This window comes from Pseudomonas sp. SAS7 (genome assembly GCF_052112345.1).
Classification (GTDB): Bacteria; Pseudomonadota; Gammaproteobacteria; order Pseudomonadales; family Pseudomonadaceae; genus Aquipseudomonas; species Aquipseudomonas putida_Q.
On record NZ_JBEGGO010000014.1, the window covers coordinates 45,059 to 63,450 of the forward strand.

Annotated in this window: 15 protein-coding genes; 10 read left to right on the forward strand and 5 right to left on the reverse strand. The window is 64.8% G+C overall.

Going from position 1 to position 18,392, the window contains the following annotated elements; genetic code table 11:
• Positions 1 to 48: 48 nt before the first annotated feature.
• The 4 genes from ABI582_RS21065 (at position 49) to accC (ending at position 4,391) form a co-directional block, all read left to right on the forward strand.
• Positions 49 to 1,821, forward strand: a complete 1,773-nt coding sequence (locus ABI582_RS21065) for a protein-disulfide reductase DsbD (protein WP_442120182.1) — start codon at positions 49 to 51, stop codon at positions 1,819 to 1,821.
• A 179-nt stretch (positions 1,822 to 2,000) separates the two neighbouring features.
• A complete protein-coding gene (gene aroQ, locus ABI582_RS21070) occupies positions 2,001 to 2,456 on the forward strand; it encodes a type II 3-dehydroquinate dehydratase (protein WP_003255330.1) in 456 nt (151 codons plus the stop codon).
• 100 nt (positions 2,457 to 2,556) lie between these two features.
• The gene (accB, locus tag ABI582_RS21075; protein ID WP_016497855.1) at positions 2,557 to 3,018 is read left to right on the forward strand and encodes an acetyl-CoA carboxylase biotin carboxyl carrier protein; all 462 of its coding nucleotides are present in this window, start codon (positions 2,557 to 2,559) and stop codon (positions 3,016 to 3,018) included.
• A 17-nt stretch (positions 3,019 to 3,035) separates the two neighbouring features.
• Positions 3,036 to 4,391 (forward strand): acetyl-CoA carboxylase biotin carboxylase subunit, encoded by a 1,356-nt coding sequence (gene accC, locus ABI582_RS21080; RefSeq protein WP_012270325.1) that lies wholly within the window; start codon positions 3,036 to 3,038, stop codon positions 4,389 to 4,391.
• 64 nt (positions 4,392 to 4,455) lie between these two features.
• Here accC and ABI582_RS21085 read toward each other — a convergent pair whose 3' ends face one another.
• A complete protein-coding gene (locus tag ABI582_RS21085) occupies positions 4,456 to 6,309 on the reverse strand; it encodes a sigma-54-dependent Fis family transcriptional regulator (RefSeq protein WP_442120183.1) in 1,854 nt (617 codons plus the stop codon).
• A 283-nt stretch (positions 6,310 to 6,592) separates the two neighbouring features.
• On the opposite strand from ABI582_RS21085, the gene ABI582_RS21090 reads away from it, so the two are divergent.
• From ABI582_RS21090 to ABI582_RS21115, 6 genes are all read left to right on the forward strand, one after another.
• A complete protein-coding gene (locus tag ABI582_RS21090; protein WP_442120184.1) occupies positions 6,593 to 7,648 on the forward strand; it encodes an ATP-NAD kinase family protein in 1,056 nt (351 codons plus the stop codon).
• A gap of 22 nt (positions 7,649 to 7,670) precedes the next feature.
• Positions 7,671 to 8,648 (forward strand): thiamine pyrophosphate-dependent dehydrogenase E1 component subunit alpha, encoded by a 978-nt coding sequence (locus ABI582_RS21095; RefSeq protein ID WP_016497852.1) that lies wholly within the window; start codon positions 7,671 to 7,673, stop codon positions 8,646 to 8,648.
• A 33-nt stretch (positions 8,649 to 8,681) separates the two neighbouring features.
• Positions 8,682 to 9,704 carry an alpha-ketoacid dehydrogenase subunit beta gene (locus ABI582_RS21100; protein WP_442120185.1) on the forward strand — a complete coding sequence of 341 codons (1,023 nt, stop codon included), beginning with the start codon at positions 8,682 to 8,684 and terminating at the stop codon, positions 9,702 to 9,704.
• Entirely contained in the window at positions 9,701 to 10,807 is a 1,107-nt protein-coding gene (locus tag ABI582_RS21105; protein ID WP_442120186.1) for an acetoin dehydrogenase dihydrolipoyllysine-residue acetyltransferase subunit, read from the forward strand. Before ABI582_RS21100 ends, ABI582_RS21105 begins: the two co-directional genes overlap by 4 nt.
• A 490-nt stretch (positions 10,808 to 11,297) precedes the next feature.
• Positions 11,298 to 13,031: a C13 family peptidase gene (locus ABI582_RS21110; protein WP_442120187.1), complete on the forward strand. Its 1,734-nt coding sequence runs from the start codon at positions 11,298 to 11,300 to the stop codon at positions 13,029 to 13,031.
• A 27-nt stretch (positions 13,032 to 13,058) separates the two neighbouring features.
• Entirely contained in the window at positions 13,059 to 13,706 is a 648-nt protein-coding gene (locus tag ABI582_RS21115; RefSeq protein ID WP_043199313.1) for an oxidoreductase, read from the forward strand.
• 139 nt (positions 13,707 to 13,845) lie between these two features.
• Here the strand turns inward: ABI582_RS21115 and ABI582_RS21120 are convergent, their stop codons facing one another.
• The 4 genes from ABI582_RS21120 to ABI582_RS21135 all read right to left on the reverse strand — a co-directional run bounded on the left by ABI582_RS21120 (position 13,846) and on the right by ABI582_RS21135 (position 18,160).
• Positions 13,846 to 14,133 (reverse strand): YceK/YidQ family lipoprotein, encoded by a 288-nt coding sequence (locus ABI582_RS21120; protein ID WP_019472371.1) that lies wholly within the window; start codon positions 14,131 to 14,133, stop codon positions 13,846 to 13,848.
• Positions 14,130 to 14,759, reverse strand: coding sequence for a flavin prenyltransferase UbiX (gene ubiX, locus ABI582_RS21125; RefSeq protein ID WP_019472370.1), 630 nt, complete (start codon positions 14,757 to 14,759; stop codon positions 14,130 to 14,132). Before ubiX ends, ABI582_RS21120 begins: the two co-directional genes overlap by 4 nt.
• Positions 14,756 to 16,105, reverse strand: a complete 1,350-nt coding sequence (mpl, locus tag ABI582_RS21130) for a UDP-N-acetylmuramate:L-alanyl-gamma-D-glutamyl-meso-diaminopimelate ligase (protein ID WP_442120188.1) — start codon at positions 16,103 to 16,105, stop codon at positions 14,756 to 14,758. The genes ubiX and mpl overlap by 4 nt, the downstream gene beginning before the upstream one ends.
• A gap of 66 nt (positions 16,106 to 16,171) precedes the next feature.
• Positions 16,172 to 18,160 carry a sigma-54-dependent Fis family transcriptional regulator gene (locus ABI582_RS21135; RefSeq protein WP_442120189.1) on the reverse strand — a complete coding sequence of 663 codons (1,989 nt, stop codon included), beginning with the start codon at positions 18,158 to 18,160 and terminating at the stop codon, positions 16,172 to 16,174.
• Between the last annotated feature and the right edge of the window lie 232 nt (positions 18,161 to 18,392).

Genomic DNA, 18,392 nt, shown 5'->3' on the forward strand with positions numbered 1-18,392 from the left:
CACCAACTCCGCTATCATGCCCGGCACGTTCCACCTCGCGAGTCCGCCATGCGCCGCCTGTTTTTCCTGCTGTTCCTGCTGCTGGCCAGCCCTGCGTTCGCCACGGGCCTGCTCGACAACCGCCCCAGCGCCACCCTCGGCGCCGCTTCGCTGGCCAACAACGCCGACTTCCTGCCGGTACACGAAGCCTTCAAGCTCAGCCTGGTCCAGGCCGATGCGCAAACCGTCAAGCTGCGCTTCGTCGCCACCGAGGGCTATTACCTCTACCGCCACCGCTTCCAGTTCCGCACCGAGTCGGCCGACATTGCCCTGGGCACCCCGAACATCCCCAAGGGCGAGGCCAAGCACGATGAATTCTTCGGCGACGTCGAGGTGTACCACGGCGTACTCGACATCGAGCTGCCACGCACCGACCCGCGAGCCTTCACCCTGCTGGTGGGCTACCAGGGCTGTGCCGACAAAGGCCTGTGCTACCCACCTGAAACCGCACGCCTGAGCATCGATGGCGAAGGCGGCGCCAACGCCCCCGCAACCGCCGAACGCGGCTGGAACTGGAAATCGCTGCTGTTGTTCTTCCTCGCCGGGGTCGGCCTGACCTTTACCCCGTGCGTACTGCCGATGCTGCCGATCCTGTCTGGCGTAGTGCTGCGCGGCCAGGTCGGTGGCCTGCGCGGGCTGTCGCTGTCGCTGGCCTACGTGCTGCCGATGGCGGCCAGTTTCGCGGCGCTCGGCGCGCTGATGGGCCTGTTCGGCGCCGGCCTGAACCTGCAGGCGCGCCTGCAGTCGGCCTGGGTGCTGGTGCCCTTCGCACTGTTTTTCGTGCTGTTCGCCCTGGCCATGTTCGGCCTGTTCGAGCTGAAGCTGCCCCAGGCACTCAGCAACCGCCTGAACAACGTCGCCAACCATACCCGGGGTGGCTCGCTACTGGGCGCGGCAGTGCTGGGCGTGCTCTCCAGCCTGCTGGTTTCGCCGTGTGTGTCGGCACCTCTGGCCGGCGCGCTGCTGTATATCAGCGCCAGTGGCGATGCCCTGGGCGGCGCACTCAAGCTGTTCGCCCTGGGCCTGGGCATGGGTGCCCCCTTGTTGCTGGTGGCCACCGGTGGCGCAGCATGGCTGCCGAAAAGCGGCCCATGGATGAACACGGTGAAAAACGCCATCGGCGTACTGCTGCTGGGCCTGGCCATCGGCTTGCTCAGCCGCGTGCTGCCGGGGCCGGTGACCTTGCTGCTGGTGGGTTTCCTCGCCGCTGGCGTGGCACTGTTCCTCGGCGCCCTGGAATTCGTCGTCAAGGATGCACGCCAGCGCCTGGCCCAACTGCTAGGCCTGGCCTTGCTGGTATACGCCCTGGCCTGCTGGTACGGCGCCCTGAGCGGCCAGGGCGACCCGCTTCGCCCGCTGCCCGTTGCAACACTGGCGGCCACCGGCAGCAGCCAGGCGGCACAGGCAGATGCCTGGCAGACCATCACCACCCCCAGCGCACTGGACGCCGCACTGGCCCAGGCCAAGGCGGCCGGCCAGCCAGTGCTGCTGGACTGGTACGCCGACTGGTGCATCAGTTGCAAGGTGATCGAGCATGAAGTGCTCAATGCGCCGCAGGTGCAAACGCAGTTGGCCGGCTTCAAGCTGCTGCGTTTCGACATCACCGAGAGCAGTGCCGAGCAACGCAAGCTGCTCGACCGCTACCAGCTGTTCGGCCCACCCGCCCTGCTGTTCTTTGCCGCGAACGGCGGCGAAATTACCGCTGATCGGGTGATTGGCGAGATAAACGCCGGTGATTTTGCGCAAATTCTGACACGCGTGCGCGGCAAAGTCGGTCTATAACTTCCCGCGTGCCGGGAAAAATCCTGTAATAGGTGACCAGATTTAATTATTTGGTCACATACTTCGCGCGAATCTCGGACATCGTGCTGGCTATTGCCGGGAACTGGACACTTGCCGTCGCTTTACGGCACACTCGCCGCGCTGTGTCGAATTGCCCTACAAATCCAAGGAATCCGCAGATGGCAACGCTACTGGTGCTCCACGGCCCAAACCTCAACCTGCTCGGTACTCGCGAGCCTGGCCATTACGGCGCCGTGACCCTGGCCCAGATCAACCAGGACCTGGAGCAACGTGCCCGCGCCGCAGGCCACCATCTGCAGTACCTGCAGAGCAATGCCGAATACGAACTGATCGACCGCATTCACGCCGCACGCAACGAGGGTGTGGACTTCATCCTGATCAATCCGGCTGCTTTCACCCACACAAGCGTCGCATTACGTGACGCATTGCTTGCGGTGAGCATCCCATTCATCGAAGTGCACCTGTCCAACGTGCACAAACGCGAACCGTTCCGTCACCACTCCTACTTTTCCGATGTTGCCGTAGGGGTGATCTGCGGCCTGGGCGCCAGCGGTTATCGCCTGGCCCTGGAGTCCGCGCTGGAACAACTGGCTGCCAACGCACAGCCCAAATGATGAAAACCCTGGCCTAAGTGGGCCGGGGTTCGAGAGAAACGTTTCCGATACGTTTTTTTGTATTTCGCCCCCTGACCGAACCTTTGGGAGTTGATGATTAATGGATATCCGTAAAGTCAAGAAACTGATCGAACTGCTGGAAGAGTCTGGCATCGACGAACTGGAGATCAAGGAAGGCGAAGAGTCGGTCCGTATCAGCCGTCACAGCAAGACCCCAGCTGCCCAACAGTTCTACGCACCAGCACCGATGGCCGCTGCCCCTGCTGCTGCCCCGGTTGCCGCTGCTGCTCCAGTCGCCGAAGCCGCTGCCGCTGCCCCGGCCCTGAAAGGCACCGTGATCCGCTCGCCAATGGTAGGTACCTTCTACCGCAAGCCTTCGCCGACCTCGCCGAACTTCGCTGAAGTGGGCCAGTCCGTGAAGAAAGGCGACACCCTGTGCATCGTTGAAGCCATGAAGATGATGAACCACATCGAAGCCGATGTTGGCGGTGTCATCGACGCCATTCTGGTAGAAGACGGCCAGCCGGTTGAGTTCGACCAGCCGCTGTTCACCGTCGTTTGATTCGCGGAGAGCCAACGATGTCTGGGAAGCTGGAAAAAGTCCTGATCGCCAACCGCGGGGAAATTGCCCTGCGGATCCTGCGTGCCTGCAAAGAGCTGGGCATCAAGACCGTCGCCGTGCACTCCACGGCCGACCGCGAACTGATGCACCTGGGCCTGGCAGACGAGTCGGTCTGCATTGGTCCTGCTTCGTCCAAAGATTCCTACCTGCACATCCCGGCGATCATCGCTGCGGCCGAAGTGACAGGCGCTACCGCCATTCACCCGGGTTACGGGTTCCTGGCGGAAAACGCTGACTTCGCCGAGCAGGTGGAAAAGTCCGGCTTTGCCTTCATCGGCCCGAAAGCCGACACCATTCGCCTGATGGGCGACAAGGTGTCGGCCAAGGACGCGATGATCAAGTCGGGCGTACCGACCGTACCGGGCTCCGATGGCCCGCTGCCGGAAGACGAAGAAGTCGCCCTGGCGATTGCCCGTGACGTCGGCTACCCGGTGATCATCAAGGCCGCCGGTGGCGGTGGTGGTCGCGGCATGCGCGTGGTGCACAAGGAAGAGGACCTGATTTCCTCGGCCAAACTCACCCGTACCGAAGCCGGTGCTGCCTTCGGCAACCCGATGGTCTACCTGGAGAAGTTCCTGACCAACCCACGCCACGTGGAAGTGCAGGTACTGTCCGACGGCCAGGGCAACGCCATCCATCTGGGCGACCGCGACTGCTCGCTGCAGCGCCGTCACCAGAAGGTCCTGGAAGAAGCACCAGCCCCGGGTATCGATGAGAAAGCCCGTCAGGAAGTGTTCAAGCGTTGCGTAGATGCGTGCATCGAGATCGGCTACCGTGGTGCCGGTACTTTCGAGTTCCTGTACGAGAACGGCCGCTTCTACTTCATCGAGATGAACACCCGCGTGCAGGTTGAGCACCCGGTGTCGGAGATGGTTACCGGTATCGACATCGTCAAGGAGATGCTGAGCATCGCCGCTGGCAACAAGCTGTCGTTCCGCCAGGAAGACGTGGTTATCCGTGGCCACTCGCTGGAGTGCCGGATCAACGCCGAAGACCCGAAGAAATTCATCCCGAGCCCAGGCAAGGTCAAGCACTTCCACGCCCCAGGCGGCAACGGCGTTCGCGTCGATTCGCACCTGTACAGCGGTTATTCGGTTCCGCCGAACTACGACTCGCTGATCGGCAAGCTGATCACCTACGGCAAGGACCGCGACGAAGCCATGGCGCGCATGCGCAATGCCCTGGACGAGATCGTCGTCGACGGCATCAAGACCAACATCCCGCTGCACCGCGACCTGGTGCGTGATGAAGGCTTCTGCAAAGGCGGCGTCAACATTCACTACCTCGAACACAAGCTGGCAAACGAGCATTGATCGAATAGTGTGATGTACCAGAACCCCGGACTTGTTCCGGGGTTTTTTATTGCCTGCCGGGGCCCTACCCCTTCATCCGCGGCATCTCGATGCGGTGCTCGTGCACACGCCGATACAAGGTAGCCCGCGAAATACCCAACGCCCGCGCTGCATCGGCCGGCTTCCAGCGATGGCGGATCAGTGCATCCAGCAACAACTGCCGGGCCGGGCAGGACACGCCGCTTTCAGCCGAAACAACCGCATCACCGCGCACCTCTTGCGGCAAATCCTGCAACTGCACCTGCCCGCCTTCACTCACCGCACAGGCATAACGCAACACCTGCCGCAGTTGGCGCAGGTTGCCCGGCCAGCAGTAAAGCAGCAGCGACTGCAACGCAGCATCCGCCAACACCACCTCGACCGCACACGCTTGCGCCTCCTCGGCCAGCAGTTGGTGAATCAGCCCCAAGCGATCCTCGCGCTCACGCAGCGGCGGCAGCTCGAACCGGGCATTGGCCAGACGGAAGTACAGGTCCTCGCGAAAACGGCCCTCCGCCACCATCTTCGCCAAGTCGCGGTGAGTCGCGCAGATCACCTGAATGTCCACGCGTTCGCGCCGTGCTGCCCCCAGCGGCGCCACTTCGCCTTCGGCCAGCACACGCAGCAGGCGGGTTTGCAGGTTCAGCGGCATGTCGCCGATTTCGTCAAGGAACAGGGTGCCGCCATCGGCCTGCTGCAACAGCCCCTGCATGCCTTTGCTGGAAGCCCCGGTAAAGGCCCCGGCTACATAGCCAAACAGTTCGCTCTCGATCAGGTTTTCCGGGATGGCGGCGCAGTTCAGCGTGACAAATGGCCCGTCGCGGCGCTGGCTTTGCTGGTGCAGCTGGCGGGCAAACACCTCTTTGCCGGCCCCGGTTTCACCTTGTACCAGCACCGCCAGGTTGCAGTCCTTGACCCGCGTGGCCAGCCGCAAATGCTGCTCGATACGGGCGTCCTGCGCCTGCTGCAAGGGCTGCGCGCGCTGGCGTTGCTGCGGGGCGCTGACCCGGCCATACAGCCCACCCAGGCCCGGCAGGCGCTGGGCGGACGACGTGTTGACGCGCCGTAGCTGGCCCATGTCGAACAGTTCGCCAATGTGCTCGGGCAAGCGCCCCAGGTGCTGCACCAGCCGTTGCCGCGCCAGGCTGTTGATGGCCTGCAAGCGGCCATCGGCATCCCAGGCCAGCAGGTAATCGGGCTGGCTCTCCACATAACCCGGGGTGCCATGGGCGCGCATTACCCAGTGGCCTTGGGCACTGTGCATGAAGAAGGCGTTTTCGATTTCACGGGCAGTCTGCTCGACCAACTGGCGGATCAGGTGCTGGCTGCGGCGGTCGTCCGGTGACTGCAAGGCCGATACATCCACCACCCCCAGCAACTCGCCCTGTGGGTCGAACACCGGCGCTGCAGTGCAGGTCAGGCCGATGAAGGCTGCGCGGAAGTGATCGCGCTTGTGCACCGTGACCGGGGCCTTGCTGGTCAGCACCGCCGCTACACCGCAGGTGCCCTCCTCGCCCTCCGACCAGCAGGTGCCCAGGTACAGCCCGGCCTTGCGGCAGTCATTGCGGATGGCCGATTCGACCCGGTAATCGATGGTGCGCCCCTGGGCATCGGTCAGCAGCACGCAGTAGTCGGCGCCGCGCACCCGCTCGTGCAGGCGCGCCACGGCATCGCTGGCGATGCGCAGAAACAGCTCGGCGCGTTCGCGGCATTCGTTGAGCAGGCTTTGGGACAGGATACGCGGCCCCTGCTGGGAGCCGGGGTCGAGGCGGTACAGCTCCATGGAGCGGCGCCATGAATCGAGGATCAGCGCTGGCACCGGCGCCTGTGGCAGGCGGTCGGCGTTCTTCAGCACCCGGCTGACGCAGTCGACATGGGCTCGGGAGTTCGCGGCAAGCATTCAGGCCCTCCGGTTCTCGTTGCTGTTTTTATCGTTGTGCGGCCATTAAGCGCTTCCCGGCATGCCCCGACAAGCACTGTGTGATTACCGGCTGGCTTGAGACGCTGCGTCTCAGCGTCTCGCCAACCCAGGCCCCGCGCTGGCACCCGGCGTCTCGCCAGCAGCGCAATGAGCACTTGCCTGAGCGCAACAAAACCGCTCTGGCGCGGCCATTTCAGCCACGCCATGAAAAGCTGGCACCGCGCTTGCTCCTGCCCTTGCAAACAAAAATACGAGGTGCGCCATGCCGCTACCCGCCCCGACCGTCGGGATCATTGCCAACCCTGCCTCTGGCCGCGACCTGCGCCGCCTGACCGCCAATGCCGGGCTCTATTCGAGCACCGACAAGGCCTCGGCGATCCAGCGCCTGCTGGCGGCCTTCGGTGCCACTGGCATCGGCCAGGTGCTACTGCCCAGCGACATGACCGGCATCGCCGCCGCCGTGCTCAAGGCCAGCCAGGGCCCGGGCGCCCGTGACCAGCACTGGCCGGCCATCGAAATACTCGACCTGCCGCTGACCCAGACCGTTGCCGATACCCGCCTGGCCACCCGGCGCATGGTCGAGCGTGGTGTGGCGATGATCGCCGTGCTCGGTGGCGACGGCACTCACAAGGCAGTCGCTGCCGAGGCCGGTGACATACCGCTGCTGACGCTGTCCACCGGCACCAACAATGCCTTCCCCGAACTGCGTGAAGCCACCAGTGCCGGCCTGGCCGGCGGCCTGCTCGCCAGCGGCCAGGTACCGGCCAGCATCGGCCTGCGCCGCAACAAGCGCCTGCTGGTGAAGGTGCCCGAGCAACAGCTTGCCGAATGGGCCCTGGTGGAAGTGGCGGTATCGCCCCAGCGCTTCATCGGTGCCCGTGCACTCAGCCGCAGCGAAGACTTGAGCGAAGTCTTTGCCTGCTTCGCCGAGCCCCATGCCATTGGCCTGTCAGCCTTGTGCGGGCTGTGGTGCCCGGTGTCGCGCCAGGACCCGCACGGCGCCTGGGTACGCCTGAACCCCGCTGCCGAACAGGCGCTGCTCGCGCCCCTGGCGCCCGGCCTGCTGCAAGGTTGCGGCATCACCGCCAGCGGCCCGCTGACGCCCGGCGTCGCCCATCGCCTGAGCCTGGCCAGCGGCACCCTGGCCCTGGACGGCGAGCGCGAAATCGAATTCGCCGAGCACGACACGCCCACCATCACCCTCGACCACCAAGGCCCGCTGAGCGTGGATGTCGAGGCCGTCCTGGCGCATGCCGCCCGCCATCACCTGCTGGCCGTGCCGCGCGGCCACCGGCTGCACCCTGCAAACCCGCGTTGAGACAACCCTGGAGAACAACAAGATGTCCAATCAACTCAGTACCGAACAACTGCTGCATGCCTATGAAGTGATGCGCACCATCCGCGCCTTTGAAGAACGCCTGCACGTGGAATTCGCCACTGGCGAGATCCCCGGCTTCGTCCACCTGTACGCCGGCGAAGAAGCCTCAGCCGCCGGGGTAATGGCCCACCTGCGCGACAGCGACTGCATCGCCTCGACCCACCGCGGCCATGGCCACTGCATCGCCAAGGGGGTGGATGTGTACGGCATGATGGCCGAGATCTATGGCAAGAAAACCGGCGTGTGCGGCGGCAAAGGCGGCTCGATGCACATTGCCGACCTGGAAAAAGGCATGCTCGGCGCCAATGGCATCGTCGGCGCCGGTGCACCGCTGGTGGCCGGGGCAGCATTGGCAGCCAAACTCAAGGGCCGTGACGACGTGTCGGTGGCCTTCTTCGGCGATGGCGCTTCCAACGAAGGCGCCGTGTTCGAGGCCATGAACATGGCGTCGATCATGAACCTGCCGTGCATCTTCGTGGCCGAAAACAACGGCTACGCCGAGGCCACCGCCTCCAACTGGTCCGTCGCCTGCGACCACATTGCCGACCGCGCAGCCGGCTTCGGCATGCCGGGCGTCACCATCGACGGCTTCGACTTCTTTGCCGTGTACGAGGCCGCCGGGGCCGCCATCGAGCGTGCCCGTGCCGGGCAAGGGCCGTCGCTGATCGAGGTCAAGCTCAGCCGCTACTACGGCCACTTCGAAGGCGATGCGCAAACCTACCGCGCCCCGGATGAAGTGAAGAACCTGCGCGAATCCCGCGACTGCCTGATGCAGTTCCGCAACAAGACCACCCGCGCCGGCCTGCTCACTGCCGAGCAACTGGACGCCATCGACGCGCGCATCGAGGACCTGATCGAAGACGCCGTGCGCCGCGCCAAGTCCGATCCCAAGCCACAGCCCGCCGACCTGCTCACCGACGTCTACGTCAGCTACCCCTGAGCCGCGGATTACAAGAACAACAGGAGAACCACCATGGCAAGAAAGATCAGCTACCAGCAGGCCATCAACGAAGCCCTGGCCCAGGAAATGCGCCGCGACAGCACGGTGTTCATCATTGGCGAAGACGTTGCCGGCGGTGCCGGTGCACCCGGCGAGGAGGACGCCTGGGGTGGCGTACTGGGCGTGACCAAGGGCCTGTACCACCAGTTCCCCGGCCGCGTGCTGGACGCACCGCTGTCGGAAATCGGCTACGTCGGCGCCGCCGTCGGTGCCGCCACCCAGGGCCTGCGCCCGGTGTGCGAACTGATGTTCGTCGACTTTGCCGGCTGCTGCCTGGACCAGATCCTCAACCAGGCCGCCAAATTCCGCTACATGTTCGGCGGCAAGGCGGTCACCCCGCTGGTGATGCGCACCATGTACGGCGCCGGCCTGCGTGCGGCCGCCCAGCACTCGCAGATGCTCACCTCGCTGTGGACGCACATCCCCGGCCTGAAGGTGGTGTGCCCTTCTTCCCCTTACGATGCCAAGGGCCTGCTGATTCAGGCGATCCGCGACAACGACCCGGTGATCTTCTGTGAGCACAAGCTGCTGTACAGCATGCAGGGCGAGGTGCCGGAAGAGGTGTACACCGTGCCGTTCGGCGAGGCCAACTTCCTGCGTGATGGCGACGACGTGACCCTGGTCACCTATGGCCGCATGGTCCACGTAGCACTTGAAGCCGCCAACAACCTGGCCCGCCAGGGCATCGACTGCGAAGTGCTGGACCTGCGCACCACCAGCCCGCTGGACGAAGACAGCATTCTTGAAAGTGTGGAAAAAACCGGCCGCCTGGTGGTGATCGACGAAGCCACCCCGCGCTGCTCGATGGCCACCGACATCAGCGCGCTGGTGGCGCAGAAGGCCTTCGACGCACTCAAGGGCCCGATTGAAATGGTCACCGCACCACACACCCCGGTGCCGTTCTCCGATGCCCTGGAAGACCTGTACATCCCTGACGCGGCGAAGATCGAAGCGGCCGTGCGCAAGGTGATCGAAGCCGCAAGGAGTGCCGCATGAGCCAGATCCATACACTGACCATGCCCAAGTGGGGCCTGTCGATGACCGAAGGCCGGGTGGACACCTGGCTCAAGCAGGAAGGTGACCAAATCACCAAGGGCGACGAGGTGCTGGACGTCGAGACCGACAAGATCAGCAGCAGCGTCGAAGCCCCGTTCAGTGGCGTGTTGCGCCGCCAGGTGGCCAAGCCGGATGAAACCCTGCCAGTGGGCGCGTTGCTGGCCGTGGTGGTGGAAGGCGAAGCCGAAGAAGCCGAAATCGATGCGCTGGTGCAGCGCTTCCAGGCCGAGTTCGTCGCCGAGGGGGGCGCGGATCAGGCCCAGGGGCCGGCCCCACAGAAGGCAGAGGTTGGCGGCCGCCTGCTGCGCTGGTTCGAGCTGGGCGAAGGTGGCACGCCGTTGGTGCTGGTGCACGGTTTTGGCGGCGACCTCAACAACTGGCTGTTCAACCACCCGGCATTGGCCGCTGAACGCCGCGTGATCGCCCTCGACCTGCCGGGGCACGGCGAATCGGCCAAGGCGCTGCAACGCGGCGACCTGGATGAACTGAGCGAAACCGTGCTGGCCCTGCTCGACCACCTGGACATCGCCAAGGCCCACCTGGCGGGCCATTCCATGGGTGGCGCGGTAAGCCTCAACGTGGCGCGCCTGGCGCCGCAGCGGGTGGCCAGCCTGAGCCTGGTGGCCAGTGCCGGCCTGGGCGAAGCGATCAACGGGCAGTACCTGCAAGGCTTTGTCACCGCCGCCAACCGCAATGCGCTCAAACCGCAGATGGTGCAATTGTTTGCCGACCCGGCGCTGGTCACCCGGCAAATGCTGGAGGACATGCTCAAGTTCAAGCGCCTGGAAGGTGTTGATGACGCCTTGCGCCAGCTGGCATCGGCCATCGCCGACGGCGACCGCCAGCGCCACGACCTGCGCGGGGTACTGGGGCAGCATCCGGCGCTGGTGGTGTGGGGCGGCAAGGACGCGATCATCCCGGCCAGCCATGCCGAAGGCCTGGAGGCAGAAGTACTGGTGCTGCCCGAGGCTGGGCATATGGTGCAGATGGAGGCGGCTGAAGAGGTGAACCGCAGGATGGTGGAGTTTTTGCGGGGGCATTGAAGGGTATGACTTGAGCTCTTGCGCGCCTGTGAGATCGAGCGCCGCCCGCGCGGCGCTTCGCAGCACAAGGCTGCTCCTACATTTGTTTCGGGCCAGTCACTCCTGCACCCTAGGCGCGCGCCCCCCTGGATGTATGACAGGAGATTGATGAAGAGCAGTTGCTTACCCCTCGATATCGAATGGAACAAACAAGGGGCCGCGCGGAAAAGGTTCAGGTATTACTGGCCCGAAACAAATGTAGGAGCAGCCTTGTGCTGCGAAGCGCCGCGCGGGCGGCGCTCGATCTCACAGGCAATGAACAACCCAAGGCATGCGCCTGTCTACCCACCCTCGATCCCCCGACATTCACCTGTCTGCCCACCCTCGATCCCCGACATTCACCTCGCAGCCATCTCGCCGCGCCGGCCTGTTGTCTCATCTGCTTATGCCCTATCTGTCTCGGCCCCTTATTCTGCGTCATACTCGGCAGACCTATTGCCCGGTCCTCGCCATGCGTCCACTGCTCCCCATTACCCTGGTCCTGCTGCTCGCCGCCTGTGGCGATGGCGAATCGCTGCTTGCGCCGGACGCACGCCTGCCCGACGGGGGGCGTTACCGGGGGCAGGTGGTTGATGGCCTGCTGCAGGGCGAGGGCCGTATCGACTACCCCAACGGCAGCTGGTACGCCGGCGGCTTCAAGGACGGTCAGTGGCATGGCCAGGGCGAATGGCATGGCCAGAACGGCGAGGTTTACCGTGGCCAGTTCGCCGAGGGGCTGTTCCAGGGGCTGGGCGACCTGACCACCCCGGGCAGCCACTACAGTGGCACCTTCAAGCACGGCCGCCGCGACGGCGAAGGCACGCTCAAGCAAGCCGACCAGACCTACCGCGGCCAGTTCAAGGACGACCTGTACGAAGGCGCGGGCGAGCTGGAGCTGGCCGACGGCAGCCGCTACCAAGGCCTGTTCGCCAAGGGCAAGCCCAACGGCGCCGGGGTGCGCAGCGATGCCAGCGGCAACCAGTTCAGTGGCCGCTTCGTCAACGGCCAGCTGCAAGGCAGCGGCACGTACGACAGCGTCGACGGCGAGCAGTACATCGGTGAGTTCAAGGACAATCGCCTGGAAGGCCGTGGCCGCTACGAAAACGCCGATGGCGATGTATGGATCGGCGAATTCAAGGACGGCTCGCTGATGGGTGAAGGCGAACTGCTTGGCAGTGACGGCAGCCACTACAAGGGCGAATTCGTCGACTGGCGCCTGTCGGGCCGGGGCAGCCTGCAACTGGCCGACGGCAGCACCTACGTCGGCGGTTTCCTGAACGATGCCTACCATGGCCATGGGCAGCTGACCTTGCCCAGCGGCCAGGTCGAAGGCGGCACCTGGGCCAACGGTGTGCGCGTACGCGACCAGAAAGGCAAGCTGCTGCCCGACCCACTGGACCTGGCCCTGCTCAACCAGGGCCGGCTGCTGGAAGAGTCGCTGGCCCGGGTACCGCGTTCAACGCCGCCCATCCAGCTGTACAGCCTGGTGGTGGCCGGCGATGGCCAGCAAAGCGTGTTCCTGCGCGAAGCCGACTACGTCAGCAACATGCTCAAGGTGCGCTTTGGCGCCCATGGCCAGGTGACGCTGGTCAACCACCGCGACCACATGGCCACCCGCCCCATGGCCACCCGTGAGAACCTCACCCGCGCCGCCAGCACCCTGGCCGAACGCAGCGGCCCCGAAGACCTGGTGTTCATCTACTTCACCAGCCATGGCAGCCAGGACCACCAGTTGGTGCTCGACCAGCCGCGCCTGCAACTGGCCGACCTTTCTGCCGACGAACTGGCCACTGCCTTGGCGCCATTGAAGGACCGCGACAAGGTAATCGTCATCTCGGCTTGCTATTCAGGGGGCTACATCGCCCCGCTCAAGGACGAGCGCACGCTGATCATGACCGCCGCCCGTGCCGACCGCGTGTCCTTCGGGTGCTCGGAAGAAGCCGACTTCACCTACTTTGGCGATGCGCTGTTCGCTGAAGCACTGAATCAGACCGACAACTTGAAACAGGCGTTTGAACTGGCACGCGCCAGCGTTGCCGAAAGAGAACAAAGGGAAGGCTTCGAGGCCTCGGAGCCGCAGCTGTGGGCACCGCCAGCAGTCCTTGAACACTGGCAGCGCCTGCGTCGGCAACAGGCCGAAGAAGCATTGCGCAGCGCCGCACAGGCCAAGGTGGGGGTACAGGCAAAATCGCCTGGCAGCCACTAGAATTGTGTGTAACAAGGGAGAGACATCATGTATTTGACGCCTCAGCATGTCCTGCTTGCCGGTGCCACCGGCCTGACCGGTGAACACCTGCTGGACCGCCTGCTCAACGAACCCACCATCACCCGCGTACTGGCGCCTACCCGCCGGCCGCTGGCTGAGCACCCGCACCTGGAAAACCCGGTGGGCGACCCGGCGGTATTCCTTCCACAGCTGGCCGGGCGGGTCGATATCGCCTACTGCTGCCTGGGTACCACGCTGAAACAGGCCGGCTCCGAATCGGCCTTCCGCGCAGTGGACCTGGACATGGTAGTGGCGTTCAGCAAGCGTGCCCGGGAGATGGGCGCACGGCATCTGCTGGTGGTCAGTGCGCTGGGCGCCGACCCGAAATCGTCGATTTTCTACAACCGGGTGAAGGGCGAGATGGAAGAGGCGCTCAAGGCCCAGGACTGGCCGCAGCTGACCATCGTGCGGCCGTCTTTGCTACTGGGCGAGCGAATCGAGCCACGGCTGGCAGAACAATTGGTTTCGCCGTTTTCCAGGTTGATACCTGGCAAGTACCGGGGGATCGAGGCGTGTACCTTGGCCCGGGCCTTGTGGCGGTTGGCGCTGGAGGAAGAAGACGGGGTGCGGATTGTGGAGTCGGATGAGCTGCGCAAGTTGGGCAAAACCCCCTGAAAGCTGCACTGTACCGTTGTAGGAGCGGCCTTGTGTCGCGATGGGCCGCAAAGCGGCCCCAGATTTAGTGATAGCGCAACAACTGCTGGGGCCGCTTCGCGGCCCTATCGCGACACAAGGCCGCTCCTACAAGGGCTGGCTAGAGGCCGCCGGTGGCCTGGAAGCCGACGCCGGCCGCAGTCAGCAATGACAACGGCAACAACAGGGTATCGAGCAGCATGCTGCCGGGCAGGTCCAGGCCTGGATACGCCGGTGCATCAGCCCCGTAATGATCGCGTGGGCAGCACCCGCCATTGATCACGTACAAATCCAGCCGGGTACCGGCATACACCACCGGCGCCCCAGGTTTTGCAGCATCCAGCGTGCGCACCGTGGCGCAGCCACCCAGCATCACCAGCGCCGCCACACCCAACAGCGCTCGCTTCAATCATCCACCCCGAAGTGGTGCTCGCCCCAACGCGGCAACATGTCCTGGGGAATGGCCAGCAGGTTGAGAATGCGCGCCACGACAAAGTCGACCAGGTCGTCGATGGTCTGCGGCTGGTGATAGAAGCCGGGCGCCGCCGGCAGGATCACCGCGCCCATTTGCGACAGCTTGAGCATGTTCTCCAGGTGGATGGTGGAGAACGGCGCTTCGCGCGGCACCAGGATCAGCTGGCGACGCTCCTTGAGGGTAACGTCGGCAGCCCGTTCGATCAGGTTGTTGCAGGCGCCCGTGGCAATCGCCGAAAGCGTACCGGTGGAACAAGGCACCACCACCATCGCCGCTGGGGCGCCGGAGCCTGAGGCTACCGGCGACATCCAGTCTTCCTTGCCGTACACACGGATCTGCCCATCGGCGGCGCCGGTGTATTCGGTGAGAAATGCCTGCATCGCCTGGGGCTTGGCCGGCAGCACCACGTCGGTCTCGGTGGCCATCACCAGTTGCGCGGCCTTGGAGATCAGGAAATGCACCTCGCGGTCCTCGCGCACCAGGCAATCGAGCAGGCGCAGGCCGTACTGGGCGCCCGAGGCGCCCGTCATGGCCAGGGTGATGCGTTCCGGCCCGCTCACTTCAGGGCCTCGGCCAACTTGCCGTGCAGGCCGCCAAAGCCGCCGTTGCTCATGATCACCACGTGGGTGCCCGGGCGTGCCTGGCCTTTGACCCGCTCGATGATCGCGTCGAGGCTGTCGGCCACCACGCTCGGTACCTCGCACTTCGCCGCAGTGGCAGCCAAGTCCCAGCCGAGGTTGGCCGGGGCGTACCAGATCACCTGGTCGGCGTCGTTGACGCTTTCCGGCAAACCGTCACGGTGGGCGCCGAGCTTCATCGAATTGGAGCGGGGCTCGATAACGGCAATCACCGGCGCCTCGCCTACGCGCTTGCGCAGGCCGTCGAGGGTGGTGGCGATGGCGGTCGGGTGGTGGGCGAAGTCATCGTAGATGGTCACGCCCTGTACTTCGGCAACCTTCTCCATGCGCCGCTTGACGCTCTTGAAGGCGCTCAGGCCCTCAATACCCATGGCCGGCACCACGCCGACATGGCGGGCCGCTGCCAAGGTAGCCAGGGCGTTGGCGACGTTGTGCTGGCCAGTCAGTGCCCAGTCCACCACGCCCTGCGCCTCGCCCTCGAACAGCACTTCGAAACGCGAGCCGTCGGGGCTGAGCAGGCGCGCCTGCCACTGGCCACCTTCGCCGGTCGTCTGCACCGGGGTCCAGCAGCCCATGCCGATCACCCGCTCCAGCGCTTGCTCGGTGGTGGGGTGAATGACCAGGCCTTCGCCGGGGATGGTGCGCACCAGGTGGTGGAACTGCCGCTCGATCGAGGCCAGATCCGGGAAGATGTCCGCATGATCGAACTCAAGGTTGTTGAGGATCGCGGTACGTGGGTGGTAGTGGACAAACTTAGAGCGTTTGTCGAAGAAGGCGCTGTCGTACTCGTCGGCTTCGACCACGAAGAACGGCGTGTCGCCCAGGCGCGCCGACACCGAGAAATTCTGCGGCACACCGCCAATCAGGAAGCCCGGGCTCATGCCGGCATGTTCCAGCACCCAGGCCAGCATGCTGCTGGTGGTGGTCTTGCCGTGGGTGCCGGCAACGGCCAGTACCCAACGGCCTTGCAGCACGTGGTCAGCCAGCCATTGCGGGCCGGACACATAAGGCAGGCCCTTGTTCAGCACGTACTCCACCGCCGGGTTGCCACGCGACATGGCATTGCCGATGACCACCAGGTCTGGCGCCGGGTCCAGCTGGGCCGGGTCATAGCCTTGGGTCAACTCGATGCCCTGGGCTTCGAGCTGGGTGCTCATCGGGGGATAGACGTTGGCGTCCGAGCCGGTGACGCGGTGGCCAAGTTCCTTGGCCAGCACCGCCAGCGAACCCATGAAAGTGCCGCAAATACCGAGAATGTGAATATGCATGGTCGACCTCGCAAAACATCGAGGCAGGGTAGCCCAGGGCGCGACAAATCGCACCCGCTGTTTCGCTCAGCCAGCCCTGGTGATGCCGTGTTTGCGCAGTTTTCGATACAAGGTATTGCGGCTGATGCCCAGGTGCTCGGCGACGCGGGTCAGGTGCCAGTGTTTTGCCTTCAGCATCTCCATGAGCGCTTGCCGCTCCGCATCCTGCAGGATCGGCCTCTTGTCGCGATCGGGCTGCAAAGCAGCCCCAGCGGCTTTTGTACCGCCGCTGAAACCCTGGGGCCGCTCTGCGGCCCTTTCGCGACACAAGGCCGCTCCTACAAGGGCGGGGCTGCTGCGGACAATGGCGGGGAGATCCGCGAATTCAATTCGGGCATCTTCGCAAAGCGCCACGAGCGTACGCAGCACATTGCGCATCTGCCGCACGTTCCCTGGCCAGGCGAAATCGAGCAGCGCCTGCCGCGCCCTGGGTTCGATATCGACCCGTTGCCCCTGCGCCTCCTGACGCAGCAGGAAGTCCAGCAACTGCGCCTTGTCACTGCGATCGCGCACCGCCGGCAGCGCCACCTCCAGGCCATTCAGGCGGTAATACAGGTCCTCGCGGAAACTGCCCTGCTCCACCCGCTCCAGCAGGTCGCGGTGGGTAGCACTGACAATGCGCACGTCAACCGCCTGCGGTTCACCCCCGATCGGCACCACCTGGCGCTCTTCCAGCACCCGCAGCAGGCGGGTTTGCAGGGCCAGCGGCATGTCGCCGATCTCGTCCAGTAGCAAAGTCCCGCCGTCAGCCTGCAACAGCTTGCCGCGCATGCCTTCCTTGCGTGCGCCGGTAAAGCTGCCACCGCGGTAACCGAACAGCTCGCTTTCAATCAGGCTCTCCGGGATCGAGGCGCAGTTGATGGCGACAAACGGCTTACCGCGCCGCTCGCTGGCCTGGTGCACGGCCTGGGCGAACGCCTCCTTGCCACAACCGGTTTCGCCGCGCAGCAACAACGGCACGTCACGCTCGAACACCCGCACACAGCGGCGAAAATCGTGTTGCAACGCCGGGTCGAGCAGGCAGATGGCCGGCTCCACCTCGCGCACGGGCTGCCGGTAGGCGGTGGGCACAGACCACACCGGCGTACGTGCCTGGCCGCGCAGGCTGGCGAACACCTGGCGGCCGTCCACCGTGCGTAGCGGCCAGACCGCACTGCCCGCAGGCATGGCGCGGTTGAACAACTCGTCGTGGCTGCAGGCAAAGAAGCGCTGCACGGGTTTGCCCAGCACGCCACCGCGCACGGTACCCAGCAGGTTCAGCGCACTCTGGTTGGCCGCGCAGATGCGCCCGTCACCGTCGAAGGCCAGCAGCCCTTCGCTGAACAGGCCGACCGACTCGGCCTGCAGGTGGAAACGCAGCAGCCACTGCTGCTCGAAATGACGCAGGAAATAGCAGCTTTCGATCATCTTCGCCGAAAGGTTGACCAATGCCATGGTGTGAAACTGGCTCTGGCGCGAAACATCGGGCCGGGCCGACGACACATCAAGCACCGCCAGCAGTTCACCGTGGGGGTCGAACACCGGGCTTGCCGAGCAGGTCAGCCCGGTATGGCGGCCACGGAAGTGCTCGTTCTGGTGGATGGTCAGGGCCTGGCGCTCGACCAGGCAGGTGCCGATGCCGTTGGTGCCTTCGCGCGCTTCGCTCCAGTCGGCGCCCAGCCACAGCCCCGCACGCTCGAAGCTGCGCCGCTCGGTGGGCGCGCTGACGCAATTGAGGATCACCCCGCGGGCGTCGGTCAGCAGTACCGCGTGGCCGGCCCCGGAAAGCTGCTGGTGCAGGCTGTTCATTTCAGGGTCGGCAATTTGCAGCACCTGGCACAGCCGCTCGCGGCTTTCCAGCAGGCGCCCGTGCTCAAGCACCACCGGGGCCGCGATCACAGCAGGGTCGAGGTGGTAGTCCTCCAGGCAACGCAGCCAGGAGCGGGCGATGGACGGGTCACTGCCGCCCTCCCCGGCGCCACCATGGGCAACGGTATGGACTTGCTGGGCATGGCGACTGAAAGGGTTGCTCTGCATTGTTGTAGTTCTCCGCAGATAGAGAGTCTGGTCAGCATCCTCCACCCGGGAAGCCTTTGCAATGCACCCGGCCATGACGTGTCGCAAATGGCACAAAGTGTCACCCCTGCGTGTACCGGCGCTGGCACAGCGTACGTTTACCGGGCCCAGGCAACTGCCCCAAGCCCTTGATTTGCCTGGCGTGCGAAACGCTGGCCCAACCTTTGCTCTACGCTTCTCAACTCCCCAACAA